Below are 17,317 nucleotides of genomic sequence, written 5' to 3'. Positions count from 1 at the left end.
CTAAAATACATTCTTGACGAATGATAAGGAGCGGGACTAACCAGAAAACAGAATGTTTCCACCGGAGACCTTCCCTCGTGATTTGTTAGGCCGGCTTGCGGCGAGGTAAAAGAAACGCGCTAAAGAGGCTTTGACGACGGCGCGCATAACCCGACGTCATGGTTTCCACGGTCAATTTGAGAGATAAAACCGTGCGGATGGACGCAAGGCCCGGCACCTGCCCCCATGGTTTGGATCAGACACGAAAGAACCGGATACGAATCTCATGAGTGATAACCAGACATCCAATTCCAAGGCGTGGCGCCCTGCCACTCGTCAGCTCCATGCCGGTCTGGAGCGCACCGAATATGGTGAGACCAGCGAAGCACTCTTCCTGACCTCCGGTTTTGTGTACGACAATGCCGAACAGGCCGCCAAAACCTTTACGGGCGAGGTCACGCATTACCAGTACAGCCGCTTTGGCAACCCCACCACCGCAGCCCTTGAGCGCCGTCTGGCTGATCTGGAAGGGGCCGAAGCCTGCGTAACCACCGCAACAGGCATGGGGGCGGTCTCCTCCGCCCTGCTCTCCCACGTAACGGCTGGTGGGCGTGTTGTGGCCTCACGCGCGCTGTTTGGCTCGTGCCACTGGATTGTCAACCACCTGCTGCCCCGCTACGGCGTGGAAACCGTGTTTGTAGATGGCGAAAATCTGGCGGAGTGGGACGAGGCGCTGTCTGTCCCCACAGATGCGGTGCTGCTGGAAAGCCCGTCCAACCCCATGCTGGACATTCTAGACATTGCAGCCATTTCCGAGCGCGCCCACAAGGCGGGTGCGATTGTGATTGTGGACAACGTGTTTGCCTCCCCCATCTTCCAAAAACCGCTGGAGCTTGGGGCGGATGTGGTGGTGTATTCGTGTACCAAACACATTGATGGTCAGGGCCGGGTGCTGGGTGGTGCTGTGCTGGGCCGCAAGGACTGGATAACCGAGACCCTCCAGCCCTATACCCGCAACACCGGCAACGCGCTCTCGCCCTTTAACGCATGGGTCATGCTCAAGGGGCTGGAAACGCTCTCCCTGCGTGTGGAAGCCATGGCCCGCAATGCAGCGGCTGTAGCGGATTATCTGGCCTCGGCTCCGGGGATCAAACTGGTGCGCTACCCCGGCCGCAAGGACCACCCGCAATACGAACTGGCCCAGCGCCAGATGAGCGGGCATGGCACGCTGGTCGCGTTTGCGGTTGAAGGCGGGCAAAAAGAGGCCTTTGCCTTTATGGACGCCCTCGAACTGATCGCCATTTCCAACAATCTGGGCGACTCCCGCTCGCTGGTGACCCACCCGGCCACCACCACCCACTCCAAGATCAGCCCCGAGGAACGGGCAGCACTTGGCATTACGGATGGCGCAATCCGCTTTTCCGTCGGGCTGGAAGACAGTGCGGACCTGATTGACGATCTGGCGCGCGGCGTAGCCGCACTCAAGGCGCTGTAAAAAAACAGCATCCCTGCGCAGGTAGCGGTCTGATGCCCCGGCAACACGGGGCTCAGCCCGCTACCAAGGTCCGCTGGCGCACATGGCGGGCCTGATGCCGCTTTGCACAACCCCCATGTTCATGATACTGCCACGCTCTTCGCAGCAGATGCGGACCGAGCGCACGGACGGCTGGTGAGGGCCGAACCTTTTTCCATTTTGCAGGAGCTGGAGACCCATGGCCGACTGGGCCGTTGCCCCCCTTCCACAATCCCCGGAAGATGCTCTGAACGAACTGTTTTCGCCTCTCCCCGTGTACGAAGCCGTTACCGAGGGTATTCGCGTGCTTGTGCAGGTCTTCTGGCTCCCTGACCAGTCTGAGCCGGATGAGCACAGCTACTGCTGGGTCTACCGCATCCGCATTGGCAACGACAGCAACAGGCCGGTGCAACTGCTTGAGCGGACATGGCATATTACCGACACGACCGGCCGCACCGAACATGTGCATGGCGAAGGCGTTGTGGGGGAACAGCCCATTATCCAGCCCGGCACTCTTTATGAATATACGTCTGGGGCGTCCCTTTCCACGCCCGGTGGGTTCATGCGCGGGTCCTACCTGCTGCAAGCCACCACGGACCGAACCCGGTTTGACGTCGCCATTCCCGCCTTCAGTCTGGACAGCCCTTTCCAGAACCACCAGCTCCAATAATAAAGCAGGAGACCGGCATGAGCGTGCCTGAGCACCACACCGACCGCCCCACCCAAAAAGAGGCCGAACAGGCCGTACGCACCCTGCTGCGCTGGGCGGGAGATGACCCAACGCGTGAAGGTCTGCTGGACACACCCGCCCGTGTTGCCCGCGCCTATACCGATTTTTTTTCGGGCTATGAGATTGACCCGGCCAACCTGCTCCGCCGGACTTTTTCCGAAGTGGATGGGTATGACGAGATTGTCCTGCTGCGTGACATCCGTTTTGAAAGCCACTGCGAGCACCATCTGGCCCCCATTATTGGCCGTGCGCATGTGGCCTACCTGCCGCGCCAGCGGGTTGTGGGTATTTCCAAACTGGCCCGTGTGGTGGACGCCTATGCCCGCCGCCTCCAGATTCAGGAACGCATGACGGCCCAGATCGCCAACACCATTAATGACGAGCTGGAACCCCACGGTGTGGCCGTTATTATTGAATCTGCGCACGAATGCATGACCACACGCGGCGTACATAAACCCGGCGTGTCCATGGTCACCAGCACCATGCTGGGCGTGTTCCGCAATAATTCCGATACGCGGCGCGAACTTATGGCCATGCTCAACCGCCCTGCCGTAAGCGATTACTGAGCAGGCGGCACACCCGGCGTATTCTCTGCTGCCGCCGGGTATTTGCCTCCGCGCCCCCACCAACATGGGGTGCGCGGAGGACGCGCTCAAATGCTGACGTTAGCGCCAAGCACCTTTAAAAACTGCGCAAGCCATGCCGGGTGGGCAGGCCATGCCGGGGCACTCACCAGTTCACCATCCGTTACGGCGTCCGTGACTGCTATATCGGCATAAATGCCGCCAGCCAGTTCCACTTCCGGCCTGCATGCCGGATAGGCCGATACCGTGCGCCCCTTGATAACCCCTGCGGCCGCCAGCAGTTGCGCACCGTGGCAGATGGCAGCCAATGGCCGGTCTGCAAAGGCACGCACAATATCGAGCACCCGTGCGTTAAGCCGCAAATATTCAGGAGCACGGCCACCGGGCACAATTAGCCCCAGATAGTCGTCCGTATCAATCGCCTCAAAATCCGCGGTCAGCGTAAAGGCATGGCCGGGTTTTTCGCTGTAGGTCTGCGCACCTTCAAAATCATGGATGGCGGTCAGGACCTTATCCCCTGCCTTTTTGTCGGGGCAGACCACATCCACTTTGTAGCCCAGCATGGTGAGTGCCTGATAGGGGACCATAATCTCGTAGTCCTCCACGTAGTCACCCGCCAGCATCAGCAGCTTTACGTCATCAGTCATGGTGAGAGCTCTCCTTCAGCCCTTCGCGCAGGCGGGGCATCAGTTCCACAAAGTTGCAGGGACGGTGGCGGCTATCGAGCTGGAACACCAGAATATCGTCCCATCCATCCTTGACTGCCCCGGTCGAACCGGGGAGCGCAAACAGGTATGTCCCCCCCGCAACACCGGCCACAGCACGGGACTGAATGGTGGATGTGCCAATTTTCTGATAGGACAGCATGCGAAAAAGCTCGCCAAACCCTTCGATCCGTTTTTCCATAACGCGCTCGAACGCCTCTGGTGTCACGTCCCGCCCGGTTACTCCGGTGCCGCCATTGGTAATGACCACATCCACCAGCGGGTCCGCGATCCATGCGCTCAACTGCGCTACGATCAGGTCCGTATCATCCGAAACAATGGTGCGCGCGGCAATGGTGTGCCCTGCGGCCTCGACCCGGGCCACAAGGGCTGCCCCGGAGGTGTCCGTCTCCAGCGTGCGCGAATCCGAAACAGTCATAACAGCAATACGCACAGGCAAAAACGGGCGGTTCATATCTATCTTGGACATGGCTGACTGTTATATCTCCGCAAGTATGATGCAAAAACGCATCAGAGAAATGAATAATAGCCGTCTGAAGCAGAAAATAACCACATAAGGGCAACCTTTTGCCTGCACCGGCCCTAAAAAACATTTAGGGATTGGGGTTGTTACACCCCGATAAACCATGATTGATCTTATGGCTCACGCACAAGACCAATCCAAAGACAACATAATTGGGATCATGACCAAACGTATTTTCTTTCCTTTTCGCACGTTCTGGCTTTTTGCCTTCCTTCTCCCCCTCATGGCTGCGGCCCTTCCCGCACGGGCGCAGATCCTGCCCGGTGGCAACAGTTCTATTGGTCTTTTACCCAGTCTGGAAGTTGATAACGAGGCCAATCTGGTCGAAGACCCCGGCCCCCTGTTTTCCGCCCCCTATGGCAAGGACCATTTTTTGGCAACTGGGGTGGTGCGCAGCCGTGGCTGATCAACCACGGCATCCATATTCTGGCCGACGTGCATGAGGAACTGGCAGGCAACTTCCGCGGGGGCCGCAGGAAGGGTGAGACCGATGCCGGTCAGGCTGGTGTGGAACTGGACGTGGACTGGGGCAAGCTGACCAATACGGACCTGTTCAAGAACTTCTGGACCCATATGATGGTCGTGAACGGCCACGGGCGGAACCTGAGCACGGATTATATTGGGGATTCCATAGGCGGCGTGCAGCAGATTTATGGTGGCCGAGGCAACGTGGTGGCCCACCTTGTTTACCTGTATGCCGAACATTCGTTCTTCCATAATCATCTGGACGTCAGTGCGGGCTGGATCCCGCCGGGCAGCTTTTTTGCCGCCTCCCCGCTGTTTTGTATGTACATGAACGTGGCCATGTGCGGTAACCCCGCCCCCACCAAATATACCGAGGGCGCGCGTGACTGGCCATCAGGCAACCTCGGGTTTGTCGCCCGTGTCATGCCCACGAGCGAGACCTATATCATGGGTGCGCTGTTTGCGGTTTCTCCCCACGCATTCAACGGCGGCATTTCCGGCTGGGCATGGGCACAGGATGGTCTGGGCAAGTTCTCCTCCCCCGTGGAAGTGGGCTGGCTACCCAAATTTGGCAAAGACCACCTGAACGGACACTACAAGGCCGGTTTTGGGTACGATAACTCCAGTTACCCCGACCTTTTGGAAGACATACACGGCAACCCGTGGATTGAGACCGGCATGCCCAAACGCTACCGCGCGGGCCGGGCCAGCGCATGGGTCATGGCCGACCAGATGCTGATCCGCAATGGTGATGGCCCGACCAATGGCCTGATCGCCCTTGCAGGCTGGATGTGGGCGGACGGGCACACCACCGCCATGTCCCACCATATCTGGGCGGGCATGGTGGAAACCGGCGCCAAATGGGGCCGCCCGATGGATAGTGTTGGTGCCATGTACCAGTGGGAACTCATGAGCCGCGCCTCCACCTTGCAGCAGGAAGCCGCGGTCAATGCCGGTGTGGCCTTCCCCTCCAACCAGTGGGGGCCGGTCTGGGGCGTTCAGTCGCATGAGAACATTTACGAAGTGTTCTACAACGCCCACGTAGCCCCCGGCATTTCCCTGCAGCCGGACTTTCAGTACATCAACCGCCCCGGTGGCAGCACCGTCTTCCACGATGCGGCGGTCATGGGGCTTCAGTTCAACGCGGTTCTGTAATTAACGGGGAACCTCAAACCGCTCCATCGGGCGCAGGCTCAGCATATTCCCCCGCAAGGGGGTAAACTGCTCCGCGTGGCAGGTCAGCAGTATGATCTGCAACCGTGTTGCGGCATCGGACAGCACATCAAACAGGGTCTCCAGCCGCTGCGAGTCCGAAAAACTCAGCGCATCATCCAGCACCAGAATGGCTGGGGCACCCCGTTTGTGCAGCAGTTCGGCAAACCCCAGCCGGACCAGCACGGCAATCTGCTCCCTTGTTCCATCGGACAGGTCTTTAATGTCCTCCGCGCGCTGGCGGGTCAGGCCGGTCAGGGCAAACTGTGTATCCACTTCCAGTGTCACCCCACGGAACAGGGCCGAAAAAGCAGGCTGCATGGCCTGCACCAACGGGGCCAGATAGCGCTCGGTCTGTGTGGTTTCCGCTTTGAGCAGTGTGCTTTCCAGCAGCGCAAGGGCTGCGCGCTCGCGCTCCCATGCAGCCAGTTCCCCCTGTAGCTGCTCGGCATGGCGCTCGGCACTGGCCAGTTGTTCATCCAGCCCGTCCCCTTCAGCCTGACGGATACGTGTTTCCCGCTCCATTTTATCCATGGACAGGCGCGTCACCTGATCACGCACACGCTCCATATCCTGCTCGCGGCGGAGAATGCCCTGTTCCACCACAGCCAGAGGTTCCTCCTGCTGGCGGATCTGGGCAATGCGGGCCAGTTCGGCCTGTGCGTGCCGCCGGTCCTGCTCACTCTGGCTGGTACGGGCCAGCAGGGCTGCATCTGGGTCGCGTTCAACCCACACACTCAGTTCGCGCTGGTCGCGTTGCAGGGTCTGCTGCTGCTGCACGGTCTGGGCAAGAGCCTGCTCCAGCCGGGTATGCGCCACGCGATGCTGGCTCTGTACATCGCGCTCATGCTGGCGGGCGGCCTCCTCCGCCATAAGCGCATCCTGCTCCTGCCTGCTGGCCTGTTCCTCATCCAGTTGTGCGGCATCCTCTACGGGCAAGTCCGCCTGTGCCGCCTGCTCCTTGGCAAAAAGGGCTTCCCGCTCGTTCAGCTTCTGGCGTTGCTGGTCCAGAGCACTCCCTATGTGGCTGGCCTGTGGCACATTGAGCAGGGCCATACACTCGGCACTGGCCTGTTCCACCGCACGTTCGGCCTGCCTGCGGGCCTCATGCTGGCTTTCGGCCTGATCGGCACTGTGGCACCCCACCTCCCCCAGCAGGTCATCCAAAGCTGTCTGGGCGGTTGCCAGGGCGGTATGGAGAGCCTCGCTCTGCTGGGTGGGGGGGCTTATGGTAAAGCGTCCCACGCCATCCACCACAAGTTCGCTCACGTCTGTCAGGGACTGGGGGGTCAGTGGGCAGGGCTGGCCGTTCAGCCATACGGTGCCTGCTGCATCAGCTTGCAAGGTGGCCACAAACCGTGTGGCCTGGGCCTGCATGCGGGCCTGAGCCTGCTGCACCCCCTGCACGGCTTTGGCCAGCCGCCGCATAAAAGCCGCATCCACTGGCATAACGCGCAGGGTGGCCTGTGCTTTTTCCAGCCTTGCGCATGCGGCGTCGGCACGCTCAAAAGCGGTACGTTCCTGCGCCAGCGCCTGCTGGTTATGCACCTGTGCGGCCCTTTGCCTCACGCGGGACAAAGTGGCCCGGGCCTGCTGGTGCCGGGTTGAGGCCGCACCCAACCCAGCCTGCGCCTGAGCCAGCTTCTGGTCCGCATCATGGGCCAGATGTTCCAGTTCGGTCTGCCCAAGCCGGGTTTCGGCCAGTGCCTGCTCAAGCCGGGCAATGTCGGCTCTGCGCGTCTGACGGCGTTCCTGCTCGGCCTGAAAATGCTGCAAATTCTGTTCGGTTGCATTCAACTGTGCCTGTGCAGCCTGCTCCTGCGCTGCCAGTCCAAGCAGCAGATCGCGCTTGTGGCGCAGGGCAACAAGCTTTTCCTCCGCCTGCCTGCGCAGTTCGGGGTTTTCGCTCTCGGCCAGCATGCGGCGGGTCTGCTCCAGCCCGTTTATGTCCTCATGCAGTGCTTCCCGGCGGGCAACAAGTGTGGCGACCAGCGCATGGGCGTGCTCGCTTGCCTCCTGCACCTGCCGCATGCGCTGGCTGACCTTGCCGGTTGCGGTCTGGTACTGGGCAAGCCGTTTGCTCACCAATGCCAGCATGGCGCTGGCCTCGGCCGTGCCGGTAACCCCCTGTAGGCTCTGTTGCAGACAGGCCTGAAGGCTTGCCCGCCCTGCCCCTTGCAGGGGGGGCTGGGCAAAGCTTTCGCCCTGCTCCACCAACAGGGCGTTCCAAAGCCCTGCGGCTTCGTATTTGTTGATTTTTTCCAGCTCGAACAGGGCTTGCAGGCGTTCTTCCGCCTCCTCCCCGTCAAACCGTTCGGCCCCCAGATCAAGCCGGGCCAGATTGCCGTTGCCAAACTTTTTTTCCAACCAGCAGGACTGACCGTTCCACGTAAACGCCACCCCAATATGGGGGGAGCCACCCCCATAGGGCAGCAGGTCCTTGAACGGCTGGGCCTTGGAGCCATGCTTGAGGGTTAGGGCTGCCCGCAAGGCCTTGAGCACTGTGGATTTTCCCGCCTCGTTCGGGGCAGCCAGAACGTTCAGCCCCGCCCCCAGCCCTTCGACCCGAATGGGGGAGGCAAAGCGGCGCACGGCTTCGATCTGGATGTCGGTCAGGATCATTGTGCGGCCCTCCGTACTTCGCCCCAGAGCAGGAAGAGCCTTTGCAGTGCCTCCTGCGCCACGGCGGCCTCGGCCCCTCCGGCATTGACCTGCTCCAGCAGGGCCGCAGCGCTCGCGCGCACGGGGCCGGACGTACCAAGCATGTCCAGATCATCCTCCCCCGCGGCAAGCCCCGGAGCGCCCGTCAGGCGCAGACAGGTCAGCGCGCTACGCAGGCGGCGGTCGATCAGGGATTCATACAATGCCAGATCATCCACCCCGAGCATGCCGCTGACCTCCAGCCATGCCAGAATGGTATGGGGCTGTTCGGGGGCTATGGCGCGCACACGGTTTTCCAGCGCTTCTATATCCGCACCACTGGTCAGCACCACGTTCTCAAACTTGCGCCAGATAAAGCGCCCGGTTTTGTGTGTACTCAGCCGTGGCGGGGCCGTGGGGCCAGCAAACTCCACCACCACGCATTCACCACCACCAGCACCCCCTGTGCCAAAGCGGTCGACCTCCGGCGTGCCCGAATACACCGTGCGTTCGTTGATCTGGCGATAACCGTGCCAGTCCCCCAATGCCAGATAGGCAAGCCCGGCCCGGGCTGCGCGGTCTATGGCTATGGGGTTGTTCTGGGCCTCGTCCTCATTCCCGAACCCTACGACCGAGCCGTGGGCAACCCCAATGCGCAAGGCCCCTTCTGGCGTTGGGGCGTCATCCATATAAGCCGTAAGGTCGGACAGGGTGTGCCGCCGCTGCAAAACGGCGGGCAACAGCCACGCATTATGCGCGGCATCCAGTTCCACCGGTGCGGGATCAAGGTGGAGCTTGACATTGTCGGGGGCCGCATTGTCGCGCAGCAGGCGGGTCCACACCCCTTGGGGAATATGGGCGTCGTGGTTACCGGGAATAAGGTGCCAGCTTATATCCGCAAACTGGCGCATGCGCTCCATGGGCTGGCGCAATGTATGCTCGGAGGGGGTTTCGTGTTCATACACGTCGCCTGCGACCAGCACATGCGCGGCACCCTCTGCGCGGGCCAGCAGACCTATGCGTTCGATCACATTCAGCCGCTCCGCCTGAAGCGCGCCCAGTGCATCATCATTTACAAAGCTGAAGGTCCGGCCGATCTGCCAGTCGGAGGTATGAACAATTTTCATACACACTGTTGTGCCTGCACCACCAATAGATCGACAAGACGGAATATGGCATGATGGTAGGCACAACCATGCCGCCAATAACAGCCATGCGTGCGCCAGACCCAGAGTTGATTAGCCCCATTATAGTTTGCAGGCTTATGCTTCAGGTCTGCTGCGCGTTTAACGCAATGCCAGACTATGGGCAGAACTTTCCTCAAACATTATATTTTATTTTAATATACGCCTGTCAATTCGGATTCGGGGGCAATCCTACCTCAGTGGCCACAGCAAAAGCAGACCAGAATGACCGCTGAGAAAACAGCTTTTATGCACAGACCGGGGTGGCGGGGCTGGTTCCTCCAACTCCCGCCCTCCGTGTTTTCTCCCGGGTGGTTCCTGTTCTGCCTGCGGACCTGGCTGTCTGCCGTGCTGGCACTTGGCACCGCGTTCTGGCTCCAACTTTCCTCCCCCGGCACGGCGGCTGTTACGGTTATGATTCTGGCCCAGCCATTGCGTGGGCAGGTGCTCTCCAAGGCGCTGTACCGTCTGGCGGGCACTATTATTGGCGCGTTTGTCGCGCTTTTTCTGACCGCCTGCTTCAATCAGGAACGGGGGGTTTTTCTGGGGGGGGTGGCGCTGTGGCTGACCCTGTGCACCATAGTTGGCACGCTTGAGCGCGACTTCCGGGCCTACGCGGCCATGCTCTCGGGCTATACGGTCGCTATTGTGGGGATCAGTTGTATTGATAACCCGGCGGGCATTTTTGATGTTACGGTCAACCGCGTGTCCTGCATTGTTGTAGGCATTGCCTCCACCGCCGCGATCAACGACATTTTTGGCTCCCCCACTGCGTTTGAAAAACTGACAGCCAACCTGCGCCGCACGTCGGACATGGTGCGCCGCATTGCCAAGGACGCACTGGCTGGCCACAGCATTCCCGACAGCATGGCCTGCGCGGGCCTTGCGGGGGAAATTATTGCCCTGACCTCGCAAATTTCCTTCGCCAAGACCGAACTGCCCGATGCACGCTTACGGCTTGCAGGCGCGCACTCGGCCATGGTGGCGCTGCTGGAAATGCTCTCGTGCAGTCAGGCCATTGCTCTTGTGCTGCGCAAGGGGGAGGTCTCGGCCACGGTGCTCAAACACATCCGCAATTCTTTTGGAGATGGCACCCCCGTCGATTCCCCGGCACAAGCGGTGCATGATCTGGAAGACCTAGCGCGCGAAGCGCACGAAAACGAACTCTGCCTTGGTCCAACTCTGGATGAGGCATGGCTGATTGAACGCTCCATGGCCCTTCTGTCCGACGCACGATGGGCGGTGGATGGCATAGATGCGTTTGAACACGGCCAACGCGCACGCACACAGGCCCCCGAGCTTAAAATTGACCAGCATGATGACGTCATTGCCGCCCTGCTGAACGGGTTGCGCACACTCATCGGGTTTTCCGTGGCAGCAGGGCTGTGCATTATTTCCGATATTCCGGCCACGTATTCCGCTCTCTCGCAGGTTGCGATCATCCTCACCCTTGCGGCCACAACCTACAATGTGCGCGGCTTTGGCATGGGCGCACTCCTGGGCACACCACTGGCCATTTTTGTGGCGGCCGTGCTCAACTTTGGCATTCTCCCCCATGGGGCGGACATGCCTTTTCTGGCGCTGGTCATTATTCCCGTTATTTTTGGCGGGTGCCTGCTGCTCATGCACCCTCGAACAGCCACGATCGGGTTTAATGCCGGGGTGTTCTTTTTTGTTATTCTGGGGGTAGCCGACCAGCAGAATTACGAGCCATCGGCCTTTATTGACCGTAATGTGCTGTACCTGTTTGCCGCGATCATGATCTTTATTTCGCTGGTCCTCCTCCTCCCTCCCTCCGCATCACGCAGGCGCTTCCGGGTGGGCATTACCATCGGGCATGACCTGCTGCTCCAGTTTGAAGGACATGGCGAGCAGGCTGGCTCCGCCCTGATCAGCCGCCATTACGACCGGCTATGCCGTATTCTGGAATGGAACCGCTACCTGCCCGCCAACAAAGCGCGCCAGCGTGTTTTTGCCCGCCTTGCCAGCCTGGATACGCTCAACCTTGAACTGGCCCGCGCCCGCCGCCACCTGCAACGCGCGGCCACCATTCCCGCCATCCGGCTGGATGCGGAATCCGCCTACCGCTCCACCATTATTTACAACGTGGATGCAGCCCTTGTGCGTATGAAGCACAAGGCCCGCATTCTGCTCGACCATGCCATTGGGCTGCCACATGGGCAGATGGCCACCGCCCTTGCCGCCGTATCCGCCATGGTGGGAGCCATTAGGCTGCTCGAACACAACCGCTCCGCCCTACACCTATATGACCTGCTGCCCGTACCCGACCAGCAGTGGAAGGCCCGCTAAGATGATGCAACTCCAGCCTGTTCTGGATATTGGCGGTCTGCTGGTTTCCTCCTTTGTGGTGCATGCGGGGCTGGCCATTGCCACCTTGCTCGCACTCAACCCGCTTTTGGCCAAGGTGCGTGCACGCCGCGTGGTGTGGAACCTGCCTTTGGCCGAATTTGGCATCCTTATCGGCCTTATCGGCCTTTATACCATCCTGCTGTGAAAGGGCTTTTCCGCCGTGTTTGAACGTGCGCGCCGCCTTCTGCAATTTGTTACGACCGGCATAATTCTGGCCATTGCGGCCGTGGTCTGCTTTGTGCTGTGGGATTATTACACCGCCGCCCCATGGACCCGTAACGGGCAGGTGCGCGTACAGGTGGCCGATATTGCGCCGCGTGTTTCGGGCCAGATTATCGACATCAAGGTGCGCGATAACCAGTTTGTCCATACAGGTGATGTTCTGTACGATATTGATCCGTTTGACTTTAAGGTGGATGTGGCGTCGGCCACCGCACTGGTCAACGAACGTCAGGCGGACATGGTGCTCAAGGCCACGCAGGAATACCGTCGCAACAACCTGACCGACGCCGCTGCCTCCCGCGAGGAAAAACAGGTGTTCCAGGCCACGGCGGAGGTTGCCAAGGCGCAGTATGCCTCGGCCATGGCAGCACTCTCACAAGCCAATATCAACCTTGATCGAACCCATGTGCGCAGCACCGTAACCGGGTACGTTACCAACCTGATCATGCGCGTAGGTGACTACGCCACCGCCGCCAAAGCCAATATTCAGGTGATTGACGCTTCCTCCTACTGGGTTGACGGATATTTTGAGGAAACCAAAATCCGCTCCATCCATATTGGCGACCCCGCCCGACTGGACCTTATGGGCTACCGCCAGCCCATGTGGGGGCATGTCACCAGCATTACGCGCGGTATTGCCACACCCAATGCAACGCCTTCCACCCAAGGGCTGCCATCTGTGGACCCGGTCTATACATGGGTGCGGCTGGCGCAGCGTATTCCCGTACGCGTACAGATTGACAGCATTCCCCCCGGCACCCAGCTTGCCGCGGGCATGACCACCACAGTTACTATTGTTGGCAGCAAGGGCAAACGCGCGCATGATTCCCTGACCGAAGCACTGGACAGGCTGCATGATGCCCTTATGGGCGGCACGGGGGGCAACGGCGCGCGGCATTAGGGATAGAGTATGGACGCCCGCCCCCCATGCTGGCACAAACACAGCTATGCGCCATTCCTTTGCCCTGCCCCGCCTGACTGCTGTGCTCTGCACCCTTGGTCTGTGCCTGACCTCCGCCGCCTATGCGCGGGACAACCCGGCCAGCGGGTACAGGTTAGCGCGCCGTGCCTGAACAGCCTGCATATTGTCACCGACAAGACCCTATCCGGCAGGGTGGACGTTGGGGGGATCTGGCCGTTGGGCCTGCAAAGCACCACGGCAGAAGATGGCACCATAACCCTAACGCAGGTAGGCTGCCCCACCGGGCAAAATCTGGAACTGCACATGCCCTCGGCCATGCCGTTGGCCATAGACAGCCCGCAGGCCACACGCATTGTTATTGACGACCGGAGTGGCCCCATGTCCATTCAGTCCGGTTCGGGCGCGATTGACCTTGGCAGGACCGGCCCTGTTGATCTGGCATCGGACTCCACCGGCCCTATTAGTATAGGCACATTGGCCGGATCGGCCCGCCTGCGCTCCACAGTATCGGCCCCCATTACCATCCATCAGGCCAACGCCCCGGCACTGGCAGTCTACCTTGCTGGCACGGCAAGCCTTACGGTCCCCTCGGGCACGCTCAGGGCACTGGACATCAATAATACAGGCAAGGGCCAGGCCAGCTTTGGTGGCACAACGGGCGTTGCGGCCCTGCATGTGCAGGGCGCAGGTGGCATTAGCGTGTACAAGGCAACCGGCACCATAGCGACCGAGCGCGATGGCAAGGGGCGGATAGATGTCAATCTGCCCAGCGTCCCCCCTGCGCAGCAGAACTAGCAGGCACACTCACTATACCCAACAAAGCCAGAGGAGCCTTGCCGGTGTCTTTCAGTCGGCTGTTCATTATGCGCCCCGTTGGCACAACCCTTATGGCGGTTGCGTTTATGGTGGCGGGGCTTTTTGCCTACCGCGCCATGCCGGTGGCGGACCTGCCCAATATTTCTGTCCCGGTTATTTACGTTATTGCCTCCCAACCCGGCAGTTCCCCCCAGCAACTGGCCAGTGCGGTCACCACCCCGCTGGAGCGTAGGCTAGGCCAGATTGCGGGCGTAAGCAGCATGCGCTCGGACACCACGGATTCCAGCGCGTTTATCCTGCTGTTTTTTGATAATAACCGAGACATAAATGGTGCCGCGCGGGATGTGGAGGCCGCCCTGCGCGCGGCAAGGGCGGACATGCCCCACACACTTTTGGACCAGCCCCAGTATTACAAGGCCAATCCGTCGGATAGCCCGATCATGGTTGCGGCCCTGACCTCCGCCACGCGCAACGTAACCGCCCTGCGTGATCTGGGGGAAACACACCTCAAACCCATGCTGGCCGGGGTCAAGGGCGTTGGCTGGGTGGATATTGTCGGCTCGGACAAACCTGCCATCCGTGTGGAGGTTAACCCCCAACTGCTCTACCAGTATGGCATCGGGTTTGAGGATGTGCGTTCCGCCCTTGCCTCGGCCAACGCCAACACCCCCAAAGGATTCATAGAAACCGGGGGCCAGCGGCTAACGCTGGAAACCAACGATCAGGCCCACAGCCCCGAACAGTACCGCGATCTGGTGATTGGTTACCGCAACAACCGCCCCGTACGGCTGAGCAGCGTGGCCACGGTACGCTCCGGCCCCCAGAACGAGCGCACAGCCGGGTGGTACAACAAGCAGTCCGCCGTACTGGCCATTATTCGCGCACAGCCGGGCACCAATGTGATCGAGGTCACAGACGCCATTCGCACACGCGCGGCCATTTTGCGCAATGCCCTGCCTACGGATGTGGCGTTTACGCTGGTTTCGGACCGCTCGGTGTCCATCCGTGGAGCGCTGGAGGACACGCAGGAGACCCTGCTTGGCTCCGTCCTGCTGGTCGTGCTGGTCGTGCTGGTCGTGCTCGCCTTTTTGCGGAGTTGGCGCTCCACCTTTATTCCCGCGATTACGGTGCCGGTCTCACTCGCCGGGTCTTTGGCCTTCATGCACCTGCTGGGTTTTTCGCTGGACACGCTCTCGCTCATGGCGCTGACCATTGCGACCGGCTTTGTGGTGGATGACGCCATTGTGGTGGTGGAAAACATTGCCCGCCACATGGAAGAAGGCATGGGCCGCATGCAGGCCACATTGCAGGGCGCGCAGGAAATCGGCTTTACCATTCTGTCCATCACCATTTCCCTGATTGCGGTCTTTCTGCCTCTGCTGCTCATGGGGGGCATTGCGGGCAAAATCTTTTTTGAATTCGCCATGACGCTGACCATTGCCGTCTCGGTCTCGTTTTTTCTGGCCGTATCGCTCACCCCCATGATGTGCGCCCGTTTTCTGGAAGTGCATCCTGCCGCGCAGGCACCACTCCCAAAATCAGCCAATCCGTTCGTCCGTGCAGCCCACCTGCTGGCCGATGCCACGGACCATGCGCTGGCATGGATGATGCGTGTTTACCAACGCTCGCTTGATGTGGCTTTGCGCCACCCATGGTGGACGCTGTTTTCACTCCCGCTCAGCTTTGTAGCCACCATCGGGCTGATCATCATTATCCCCAAAACCGTTCTGCCTGCGGAGGACATTGCCCTTTTGCAAGGCTACCTGAGCGTGGACCAGACATCCTCCTTTTCTGCCATGTCCACCAAGGCGCGCACGGTGCTCGATGCCATGCAGGCAGCTCCGGGGGTGGAGAGCGTGATCGGCTTTACCGGGGAGGATGCCGCGAACGAGGCGGAGGTCTACGCCCAGCTCAAACCCAAAGACCAGCGCACGCAAACGCCCGAAGCCATTGCCGCCTATATTCAGCAGGCCGTGCGCACCATACCGGGGCTTACGGCCAGCATTTCCAACGCGGGTGACATTAACGGTGGCGGCCAGCGTGTGCATGAGGGGGCTTACAGCTTTGTTTTCCGGAGCGAAAACGAGGCCGATATTGACCTGTGGGTGCCCCGCGTGACCGAAGCCCTGCGCAAAAGCACCATTCTGAGCGGGGTCAGCAGCCACACGACCGGGCACGGCATGGCGCTGCATGTGCTGATCAACCGCGACAACGCAGCCCGCTACCAGATAACCCCGCAGCTTATTGGCAACGCCCTGTACGATGCGTATGGCCAGCGCACGGCGTCCAGCATTTCCACCCCGCTCACAACCTATTACGTGATCATGGAGGTGCAAAAGCAGTTCCGCGATAACCCGGAAATGCTGAAAACCCTGTGGGTCTCCACTGCTGGCGGCACGGCATCGGGGGCTGTGGCCTCCAACACCATACGGGTGCGCAAACCCGCAGACGCCACGGACACACGCAGCGATAACCTGTCCGAACAGTCCTTCCGCAACGCCATTGCCAACCGGCTGGCCGGGGGTGGAGCCGGGGCCTCCAATGGTTCGGCCGTTTCCGCCGCGTCCGAAACCATGGTGCCCCTGCCCACGGTTGCCCGCATTGCCAGTGCCCCTACCCCACTGCAGGTCAGCCACGAGAACGGGTTTGTCTCTGGAGCACTCTCCTTCGACCTTGCCGCTGGTCATTCACTCAGTGATGCGGAGACCGAAATCCGCCGGACCATGCGTGACCTGCACGCGCCAGAAAGCCTGAAAGGCGATTTTTCGGGCGAGGCAGGCGACCTGCACAAGGATCTGGTGAACGAGGCTCTGGTGTTTGTGGCCGCCATTACCACCATGTACATCACTCTGGGCATTCTGTACGAAAGCTACATTCAGCCACTGACCATTCTGTCCACCCTGCCCTCGGCAGCTTTTGGCGCGGTGCTCACACTCTGGCTGTTCGGGCAGCCCTTCTCGCTGATCAGTATGATTGCGGTGATCATGCTTGTGGGGATCGTCAAAAAAAATGCCATTCTGATGATCGACTTTGCCCTCCATGCCGAGCGCACACAGGGCCTGCCCCCGCATGAGGCCATAAAAACGGCATGTCTGACCCGCTTCCGCCCCATTCTTATGACCACCATGGCCGCAGCCTTTGCCGCCATTCCCATGATTGTGGGCCGCGGTTATGGAGCGGAGCTACGCCTGCCGCTGGGCATTGCCATTCTGGGCGGGTTGGCTACCAGCCAGTTGCTTACCCTGTATTCCACCCCCGTTGTCTATCTGCTCATGCACAGGCTGGCAGCCTTTGCCCATAACGCCGCGGCGTGGTTTCGGCGCAAGCTGGCGCGTGGGGGCACCACCCGGCCAAACACCGCGCCATAACACGGCTGGCATTGCATGGCCTTTCTGCTCAAAAGCTTTTAAAACACCGTTCGAACAATCGTTT

Annotated in this window: 12 protein-coding genes, 1 pseudogene and 1 riboswitch; of the genes and pseudogenes, 9 read left to right on the top strand and 4 right to left on the bottom strand. The window is 60.4% G+C overall.

The window, feature by feature from the left end; translation table 11 throughout:
- Positions 1-64 precede the first annotated feature (64 nt).
- A riboswitch (SAM riboswitch) is annotated at positions 65-144 on the top strand.
- A 121-nt stretch (positions 145-265) separates the two neighbouring features.
- From metZ to folE, 3 genes are all read left to right on the top strand, one after another.
- Entirely contained in the window at positions 266-1,474 is a 1,209-nt protein-coding gene (gene metZ / locus GOB86_RS08510) for an O-succinylhomoserine sulfhydrylase (protein WP_165991919.1), read from the top strand.
- A 217-nt stretch (positions 1,475-1,691) separates the two neighbouring features.
- Complete coding sequence (apaG, locus tag GOB86_RS08505) at positions 1,692-2,162, top strand: Co2+/Mg2+ efflux protein ApaG (RefSeq protein WP_165991918.1); 471 nt, start codon at positions 1,692-1,694, stop codon at positions 2,160-2,162.
- A 17-nt stretch (positions 2,163-2,179) separates the two neighbouring features.
- Positions 2,180-2,788: a GTP cyclohydrolase I FolE gene (folE, locus tag GOB86_RS08500; protein WP_165991917.1), complete on the top strand. Its 609-nt coding sequence runs from the start codon at positions 2,180-2,182 to the stop codon at positions 2,786-2,788.
- 86 nt (positions 2,789-2,874) lie between these two features.
- Here the strand turns inward: folE and GOB86_RS08495 are convergent, their stop codons facing one another.
- Both GOB86_RS08495 and moaB read right to left on the bottom strand, forming a co-directional pair.
- The gene (locus tag GOB86_RS08495; RefSeq protein ID WP_165991916.1) at positions 2,875-3,453 is read right to left on the bottom strand and encodes a DJ-1/PfpI family protein; all 579 of its coding nucleotides are present in this window, start codon (positions 3,451-3,453) and stop codon (positions 2,875-2,877) included.
- Positions 3,446-4,000, bottom strand: coding sequence for a molybdenum cofactor biosynthesis protein B (gene moaB / locus GOB86_RS08490; protein ID WP_165991915.1), 555 nt, complete (start codon positions 3,998-4,000; stop codon positions 3,446-3,448). The genes GOB86_RS08495 and moaB overlap by 8 nt, the downstream gene beginning before the upstream one ends.
- 214 nt (positions 4,001-4,214) lie before the next feature.
- On the opposite strand from moaB, the pseudogene GOB86_RS08485 reads away from it, so the two are divergent.
- Positions 4,215-5,674: pseudogene (locus tag GOB86_RS08485) on the top strand (carbohydrate porin).
- Here GOB86_RS08485 and GOB86_RS08480 read toward each other — a convergent pair.
- Positions 5,675-8,353 (bottom strand): AAA family ATPase, encoded by a 2,679-nt coding sequence (locus tag GOB86_RS08480; RefSeq protein WP_165991914.1) that lies wholly within the window; start codon positions 8,351-8,353, stop codon positions 5,675-5,677.
- Entirely contained in the window at positions 8,350-9,498 is a 1,149-nt protein-coding gene (locus tag GOB86_RS08475; RefSeq protein WP_165991913.1) for a metallophosphoesterase family protein, read from the bottom strand. Before GOB86_RS08475 ends, GOB86_RS08480 begins: the two co-directional genes overlap by 4 nt.
- A 282-nt stretch (positions 9,499-9,780) precedes the next feature.
- Between GOB86_RS08475 and GOB86_RS08470 the strand changes: the two genes are divergently transcribed.
- Genes GOB86_RS08470 through GOB86_RS08450 form a run of 5 tightly spaced genes read left to right on the top strand, consistent with a single transcriptional unit; the run spans position 9,781 to position 17,253 of the window.
- Entirely contained in the window at positions 9,781-11,865 is a 2,085-nt protein-coding gene (locus GOB86_RS08470) for an FUSC family protein (protein WP_165991912.1), read from the top strand.
- Positions 11,866-11,869: 4 nt separating this feature from the next.
- Positions 11,870-12,070 (top strand): DUF1656 domain-containing protein, encoded by a 201-nt coding sequence (locus GOB86_RS08465; RefSeq protein ID WP_086645545.1) that lies wholly within the window; start codon positions 11,870-11,872, stop codon positions 12,068-12,070.
- A 15-nt stretch (positions 12,071-12,085) separates the two neighbouring features.
- A complete protein-coding gene (locus GOB86_RS08460) occupies positions 12,086-13,048 on the top strand; it encodes an efflux RND transporter periplasmic adaptor subunit (protein WP_165991911.1) in 963 nt (320 codons plus the stop codon).
- A gap of 9 nt (positions 13,049-13,057) precedes the next feature.
- On the top strand, positions 13,058-13,864 hold the full coding sequence (locus tag GOB86_RS08455; protein ID WP_165991910.1) for a DUF4097 family beta strand repeat-containing protein: 807 nt from the start codon (positions 13,058-13,060) through the stop codon (positions 13,862-13,864).
- 44 nt (positions 13,865-13,908) lie between these two features.
- Positions 13,909-17,253, top strand: coding sequence for an efflux RND transporter permease subunit (locus tag GOB86_RS08450; RefSeq protein ID WP_165991909.1), 3,345 nt, complete (start codon positions 13,909-13,911; stop codon positions 17,251-17,253).
- Positions 17,254-17,317 lie beyond the last annotated feature (64 nt).

The sequence above is a fragment of the Acetobacter lambici genome (assembly GCF_011516885.1).
GTDB classification, from domain to species: Bacteria; Pseudomonadota; Alphaproteobacteria; order Acetobacterales; family Acetobacteraceae; genus Acetobacter; species Acetobacter lambici.
This window is presented reverse-complemented; position numbering and strand designations above follow the sequence as displayed.